Annotated in this window: 5 protein-coding genes; 3 read left to right on the top strand and 2 right to left on the bottom strand. The window is 70.2% G+C overall.

What is annotated here, in order from left to right; genetic code table 11:
- Positions 1–7: 7 nt before the first annotated feature.
- Positions 8–826, bottom strand: a complete 819-nt coding sequence (locus ABD366_RS19280; protein WP_324777063.1) for an endo alpha-1,4 polygalactosaminidase — start codon at positions 824–826, stop codon at positions 8–10.
- A 537-nt stretch (positions 827–1,363) separates the two neighbouring features.
- On the opposite strand from ABD366_RS19280, the gene ABD366_RS19275 reads away from it, so the two are divergent.
- On the top strand, positions 1,364–3,919 hold the full coding sequence (locus ABD366_RS19275; RefSeq protein ID WP_324777065.1) for a discoidin domain-containing protein: 2,556 nt from the start codon (positions 1,364–1,366) through the stop codon (positions 3,917–3,919).
- 74 nt (positions 3,920–3,993) lie between these two features.
- On the opposite strand, the gene ABD366_RS19270 is transcribed toward ABD366_RS19275, so the two are convergent.
- Complete coding sequence (locus ABD366_RS19270) at positions 3,994–4,854, bottom strand: hypothetical protein (RefSeq protein ID WP_324777067.1); 861 nt, start codon at positions 4,852–4,854, stop codon at positions 3,994–3,996.
- A 61-nt stretch (positions 4,855–4,915) separates the two neighbouring features.
- Between ABD366_RS19270 and ABD366_RS19265 the strand changes: the two genes are divergently transcribed.
- Positions 4,916–5,632: an ROK family protein gene (locus ABD366_RS19265; RefSeq protein ID WP_324777069.1), complete on the top strand. Its 717-nt coding sequence runs from the start codon at positions 4,916–4,918 to the stop codon at positions 5,630–5,632.
- Positions 5,633–5,746: 114 nt separating this feature from the next.
- Positions 5,747–7,024, top strand: coding sequence for a threonine/serine exporter family protein (locus ABD366_RS19260; RefSeq protein ID WP_324777071.1), 1,278 nt, complete (start codon positions 5,747–5,749; stop codon positions 7,022–7,024).
- Positions 7,025–7,090: the final 66 nt, after the last annotated feature.

Raw genomic sequence — 7,090 nt, 5'->3', positions numbered from 1 at the left:
GCCACCGTCAGCAGGTCTGACGGACGTATCCGCTGCTGCCCGCGGGCGAGACGTCGAGGTCCCGGCGGACGATGCTCAGCTTGTCGCCCCACTTGGCGCAGGCGTTCTTCAGCCCGCTCGCGGAGTACTCGACGACGACGACGTTGTTGCCGTACTCGGCGGTGAAGTCACCGCACTCGTCGTAGTAGCCGCACTCCTCGACGACGGCGAAGTCGAGGCCGGTCTCCTTGCCCGCGCCGGCCAGTTCGCCGGTGTTCTTCTGGGCGACGGCCAGGCCCTTGCCGTGCGCGTGGGTGGCGAGGAGGGCGATGTACGCCTTCGCCTGCGTGGCCGTCAGGTAGTCGGGGAATCGGGTGTAGGTGTCGTAGTTGTCGGGCTCGACGGCCTGGTAGCCCTTGCTCGCGCAGCCGTCGATCCAGCCGTTCACCTTGGCGGCGATCCGCTTGCGCTTGTCCGCGGTACGGATGTCGAGGACCGCCTCGCCCCAGTCTCCGTCGTAGACGACGTCGCCGTTGTCGTCCCGCAGGAGCAGGTCGTCGTCCCACTCCCCCTCGGCGTCGGGCTGGGCCTGGAAGGCGTTGATGTAGCAGATGTTGTAGAGGCCGGCGGCCGGGGCGTCGCTCCGGTCCCGGCTGACGATCTTCACTCCGCTCGGCGGGGTGTAGGCGCCGCCGATCTGGTAGTCGAAGCCGGCGTGGGCCGGCGGCAGGGTGACCGCGTTCGCCGCGGCGGAGGCCGACGAGGGGACGGCCAGACAGGCCGCCGCCGCGGCCGCGAGGGCGGCGGAGACGGTCAGGGATCTGCGCACTACGTGGTTGAGGCTCATCGCAGAGCTCCAGAGATGGAGGGCACGTCCCCGCCTCGGACACAGCACGGCCCTGGCGACTCGGTCCGGGCTCGTGGCGAAGGCCAACTACCGGCTAGGCGTACCTCTGCGCCGAGTGCTCGGCATCGGCATGACGAGGAGTAAATCGAGCCCTGTCGACCATGTCAAGAGCGTGAACATGATTGGAATAGGGCCGAATCGAGCAACTTCAAGCATTTGCATTCGTCTCCAATTCCTGACAGCACACGTAAAGCCGCCGACGCCCCGGTCGCCGCATCTGGGCAGGTGAGCGGGGTGGGCGGGTCTCGCGCAGTGATCGGTCCGTTCGGGTTCTGAAAATAATTCGTTCCCGAGGTCTTGCCGAACAGTTGCCTCGACCCTTAAATCAAAGCTCGAACTAAGCCGTTTCATATAGCCGTTCACCCCTTCCGCTCGCGGCAGGGGTGCGCTCCACAGCGCCCGTCGGTCCGGACGTGCGCTCACTTGGTGAAGGCTCACCGAGCCGCTTCACCCTCACCCCCGCACGGAGTGACACGTATGAGACACAGATCCTTGGGGATCGCGCTCGCCACGGCGGCGGCGCTGCTCACCATCCCCGCCCAGACCTCGGCTGCCGCTCCGGCCGCCGCCGAGGCGCCGCTCTCCCAGGGCAAGACGGCCACCGCCTCCTCCACCGAGAACGGCGGGACGCTCGCGTCGGCCGCCGTGGACGGCGACACCGGCACCCGCTGGTCGTCCGCCGCCAGCGACACCCAGTGGCTCCAGGTCGACCTGGGGCAGTCGGCGAACCTCAGCAAGGTCGTCCTCGACTGGGAGGCCGCCTACGCAAAGGACTACAAGATCCAGGTCTCCGACAACGCGAGCACCTGGACCGACCTCAAGTCGGTCACCGCCTCCGACGGCGGCACCGACACCCTCGACGTCTCCGGCAAGGGCCGCTACGTCCGTATGTACGGCGGCACCCGCGCCACCCCCTACGGCTACTCCCTCTGGGAGTTCCAGGTCTTCGGCGACTCCGGGAGCACCCCGCCGGCCGACACCTGCGCCACCGCCAACGCCGCCAAGGGCCGCCCGGCGACCGCGTCCTCCACGGAGAACGGCGGCACCCCGGCCTCGGCCGCGTTCGACGGCGACAACGGCACCCGCTGGTCGAGCGCCGCGTCCGATCCGCAGTGGGTCCAGGTCGACCTCGGCTCGTCGCAGAGCATCTGCAAGGTCGACCTCAACTGGGAGGCCGCGTACGCCAAGGCCTTCAAGATCCAGGCGTCCGCGGACGGCCAGAGCTGGACGACCCTGAAGGACGTCACCAACGGCACCGGCGGCCAGGCCTCGTACGACGTGAGCGGCACCGGCCGCTATCTGCGCGTCCAGGGCACGACCCGCGCCACCGCCTACGGCTACTCCCTGTGGGAGGTGGCGGTGCACACCGGCTCCGGCGGCGGTACCCCGCCCGTGGAGGGCGGCGGCGACCTCGGTCCCAACGTCATCGTCGTGGACCCGGGCACGCAGGGTCTGCAGGCCAAGTTCGACCAGGTCTTCGCCCAGCAGGAGTCGAACCAGTTCGGCTCGCAGCGCTACCAGTTCCTGCTCAAGCCGGGCACGTACAACAACATCAACGCCCAGCTCGGCTTCTACACCTCGGTCTCCGGTCTCGGTCTCAACCCCGACGACACGAAGATCAACGGTGATGTCACGGTCGACGCGGGCTGGTTCAACGGCAACGCCACGCAGAACTTCTGGCGCTCCGCCGAGAACCTCTCCCTCAACCCGGTGAACGGCACCGACCGCTGGGCCGTCGCCCAGGCCGCGCCGTTCCGCCGTATGCACGTCACCGGCGGCCTCAACCTGGCGCCGAACGGCTACGGGTGGGCCTCGGGCGGTTACATAGCCGACTCCAAGATCGACGGCACGGTCGGCCCGTACTCGCAGCAGCAGTGGTACACCCGTGACAGCTCGGTGGGCGGCTGGACCAACGGCGTGTGGAACATGACGTTCTCCGGTGTGCAGGGCGCCCCGGCGACCGACTTCGACACCGGCCCGTACACCACCCTCGATACGACGCCCGTCTCACGCGAGAAGCCGTTCCTCTACCTGGACGGCAACGAGTACAAGGTGTTCGTCCCCGCCAAGCGCACCAACGCGCGCGGCGTGTCCTGGCCCGCCAACGCGGGGACCTCGCTCCCGCTGAGCCAGTTCTACGTCGTCAAGCCCGGCGCGACCGCGGCCACCATCAACCAGGCGCTCTCGCAGGGCCTGAACCTCCTGTTCACGCCCGGCGTGTACCACCTCGACCGGACCATCGACGTCAACCGCGCCAACACGGTCGTCCTCGGTCTGGGGCTCGCCACGATCGTCCCCGACAACGGCGTCGACGCCATGCACGTCGCCGATGTCGACGGCGTGAAGCTGGCCGGCTTCCTGATCGACGCCGGTACCAAGAAGTCCGACACGCTGCTTCAGATCGGCGGGACCGGCGCGAGCGCCGACCACGCCGTGAACCCGACCTCCATGCAGGACGTGTTCGTCCGGATCGGCGGCGCGGGCCCCGGCCTCGCCACCAACTCCGTGGTCGTCAACAGCGATGACGTGATCGTCGACCACACCTGGATCTGGCGCGCCGACCACGGTGAAGGCGTCGGCTGGGAGACCAACCGCGCCGACTACGGACTCGTCGTCAACGGCGACGACGTCCTGACCACCGGTCTGTTCGTGGAGCACTTCAACAAGTACGACGTGCTCTGGAACGGCGAGCGCGGCCGCACGATCTTCTTCCAGAACGAGAAGGCGTACGACGTGCCCAACGCCGCCGCCGTCACCCACGACGGCATCGTCGGCTACGCGGCCTACAAGGTCGCCGACAGCGTCAACACGCATGAGGCGTGGGGCCTGGGCAGCTACTGCAACTTCACGTCCGACCCGAGCATCGTGCAGCAGCACGGTTTCCAGGTCCCGGTGAAGTCGGGCATCAAGTTGCACAGCATCCAGGTCATCTCGCTCGGCGGCAAGGGTCAGTACGCCCACGTCGTCAACAACACCGGCGCCCCGACCTCGGGCACCAGTACCGTCCCGTCCAAGATCACGTCCTTCCCGTGATCCCGACTGTGACTCCTGTGCGCTGACACGCGCGTCGCGTGCGGGGCGGTCCTTCTACGGGCTGCCCCGCACGTTCATTCGCGTCTGGGGAAGAGGCGCGCCAGTTCGGCCTCCAGAGCGAGCAACTGTCCCCGGTCGGGCTGCCCGGTGACGGCGGAGAGTTGGAGCAGCGACACCGAGTTCCGTACGGTCAGCAGCTCGGCGTCGGTGAGACCGGGGACGAAACGGCGCACCGCCTCCACGGCCACTGGGTCGGACAACAGCACGGCCAGCGGCGTACGCAGGCCGAGCCGCCCCTCGGGGTACTCGTCCGCCCGCGGGGCCGGGCCGAGCGCCGCCTCCTGCTCCGGCCGCGCGCGATGGGCGGCGACCTGAAGGTGGGCGCTCGTCACCTCCTCCGGTGCCCGGGGCAGGCCGAGGCGCTCGTACTGGTCCGGTGGCGCGTCGGTGTCCCGGAGCCGGCGCACCAGCAGGCGGATCATGCGCAGCTCCACCTCGTCGTCGACGACCGGCCGCTCCTGCCGGGGGTCGTCGGCCAGGTCGTACAGCAGCGAGCCGAAGCGGTAGGGGTCGAAGCCCGGGGCGGTTCTGGCCGGGGCGCGCAGGGTCCGGAGGCCCTTGGTGAAGTCGAAGGGGTCTGCGAGTTCGGCGTCGACGAGTTCGTGCGGGGCGAAGCGGCCTCGTCCGTGGACGGGCATCAGTGTGTGCTCGTAGAGCGGCTGGTTGGTCGCGTCGTGGCAGGAGCGCAGGTAGGTCCAGCGGCCGTCGGTGATGTTGACGTGGCCGCCGAACATGCCGTAGAGCGCGGATTCGCGCAGCGGCACCTCCCCCAGGGTGTCGTCGAACGCCTCGCTCAGGGGGCGGCCCTGCATGTCGGGGGTGCGGTCGACGCCGAAGAACTCCGGGAGCGTCGGTGCGAGGTCGATCGTCTGCACCAGGCCCGCATGGCGGCGGCCCGCTCCCTGCGGGTGACGCGGGTCGGAGACGAACAGCGGGGTGTGCGCCAGCTCGTTGAACCAGGGCTGGACGAGCTACGAGGCGACCGGTCTCCCCGTCCTCCTCGACAAGGACGTCACCGCCGCCGCGACGGCGGAACTCCGCTGCTCCCAGGAGGCATCGAACACGTTCGTCTTCCTCTACCTGGGCTCCGGCGTGGGAGCCTCCGTCGTCCTGGACAACCAGGTCGTCCGCGGCGCCAGGAACAACATGGGTGAGGTCGGTGACCTGCTCGTCGACCCGGACGCCGAGCAGTTGGAGTGGGGCGGGCGCCGCGGTGGTCTGGCCGCCGCCTGCGTCCCCGAGGCCCTCGTGCTCCAGGCCGCCCGCGTGGGCCTGATGCTGCTCCCGAACCTGAACGACCACGTGGCCGTCGACGACGCCTGCTCCGCGCTGTGCGACCTCGCGGCCACGGGGGACGCCGTCGCCGCCCGCCTCCTGCATCGCGCCGCACGCAGGGTCGCCGTAGGTCTCGGCGTGCTGGTCAACCTGCTCGACACGCCACGGGTGGTGCTCGGTGGACCGCTCTGGGACCGGCTCAGCCCGGCGTTCCTCCCCGTCCTCCAGGACCTCGTCGCCGCCGAACTCGTGGCGGCGCGCGAGGAGGTCCGGGTCGAGGGATCCGCCGTGGGCGACCGCGTGGCCGCGCAGGGGGCCGCCGTTCTCGTGATGGACCACTTCCTCGCACCCCGGGCGTCGGCGCTGATGGTGGGGTGACGCCGCGTAGTCCGCTTCACCCGTTCGCCGCCCGCCCGCGGGCTGTGCCCGGCGCTCCCCCGTTGCATGAGGGTATGCAGGCACAGCTGTGGCGCTCGAGCGGGAGGTAGGACTGTGGAGCCGACCGGCACACCTGACGACGACAGCGCCGCGTACCGCCCGGACGGTCAGGCGGTGGACTTCCTGGCCCGGCTGACGCGCCTCTTGCTGTCCTGCTCCGGTGAGGGAACGCACCTGATCGAGCAGACCGTGGGCCGGGCCGGTGACGCCTTCGGCCACCCGACGACGCTCCTGATGGTGCCGGAGGGCGCGGTGCTCAGCGTTCGCCCGCCCGCACCCGCGCCGACGACCGTCACGGTGACGGTGCGCGCGGTGCCGGAGGTGTTCCGGCTCGACCGGGTCGTGGCCCTCAAGGACCTGGTGCGCGCCATCGACGACGGCCGCTGTCCGCTGCCGCGGGCGCGGGCCGAACTGGCGCGGATCGAGGAGCTCCCGGCCCCCTACGGACCGTGGTGGAAACTGGCGGGCATCACCCTGTTCGCCCTGGGGTTCGCGCCGTTGATGCAGCCGACCTGGTGGGAGATCGGCGCCACGGCGGTCCTCGGACTGTGGTCGGCCGCGCTGGCCGTGGCCGCCGACCGCCTGCCGCGCCTGGCGCTGCTGCTGCCGCTGCTCGCCGCGTTCACGGTGGCGGTGCTCACGCTGGAGATCTTCGCCCGCACCCCGGTCCATGGCGGTCCGGTGCTCATCATGCTGCCCGCGCTGTTCTTCTTCGTGCCCGGCGACTATCTCAGCGCGGCCGCCGCCGAACTGAGCGCGGGACTGATGACGACCGGTGCGATCCGCCTGGTGTACGCGGTGTTCCTGCTGGTCCAGTTGTACGTCGGCGTGCTCCTCGGGGTCGCGGTCACCGGCTCCTCCACGCGGCGCCTGTTCGACGTGGCGGCCGCGGCCGACCTTCCGCGCTGGGCGCTGTTCTGCGGCTGGATCATCTTCACCGTCGGCACCGTGCTGGCGTTCGCGATCCCCTACCGGTTGGCCCCGCTCCTGCTGTTGCTGGTGTACGTGACCGTAGGGGTGCAGTCCCTGGTGACGAAGGCGGCGGGTGAGGTGGCGGGCACGTTCGCCGCCGCGGTCGTCCTCGCAGCGCTGGCCAACCTGTTGAGCCGGCGCCCGTCGATGCCGCCCCGCCCGGTGCTGCTGCTCCCGGGCTTCTTCACGCTCACGGTCGGCTCGCTGGGCATGCGCGGGCTGACCACCCTGGCGGGCGGCCATGTCATCGCCGGATTCACCGATCTGCTCAAGCTCGTCTCGATCGTCACCGCCATCGCCCTGGGCCTCGTGGCCGGCGCCGTCCTCAGCACTCCTCGGCGGCAACTGGCCCGGCACTGACGGCTGCTGCGCACCCCAGCCGCGTCCGCACGGGTCGACCGGCATCACCCGTTCGGCCCTCACCAC

Origin of the sequence: Streptomyces kunmingensis (assembly GCF_039533535.1) — a bacterium.
GTDB lineage: Bacteria > Actinomycetota > Actinomycetes > Streptomycetales > Streptomycetaceae > Streptomyces > Streptomyces kunmingensis.
This window is presented reverse-complemented; position numbering and strand designations above follow the sequence as displayed.

Excerpts from the sequence above, each read along its gene's own strand:
- ABD366_RS19280 (WP_324777063.1), bottom strand. The coding sequence starts at position 826 with ATGAGCCTCAACCACGTAGTGCGCAGATCCCTGACCGTCTCCGCCGCC.
- ABD366_RS19275 (WP_324777065.1), top strand. The coding sequence starts at position 1,364 with ATGAGACACAGATCCTTGGGGATCGCGCTCGCCACGGCGGCGGCGCTG.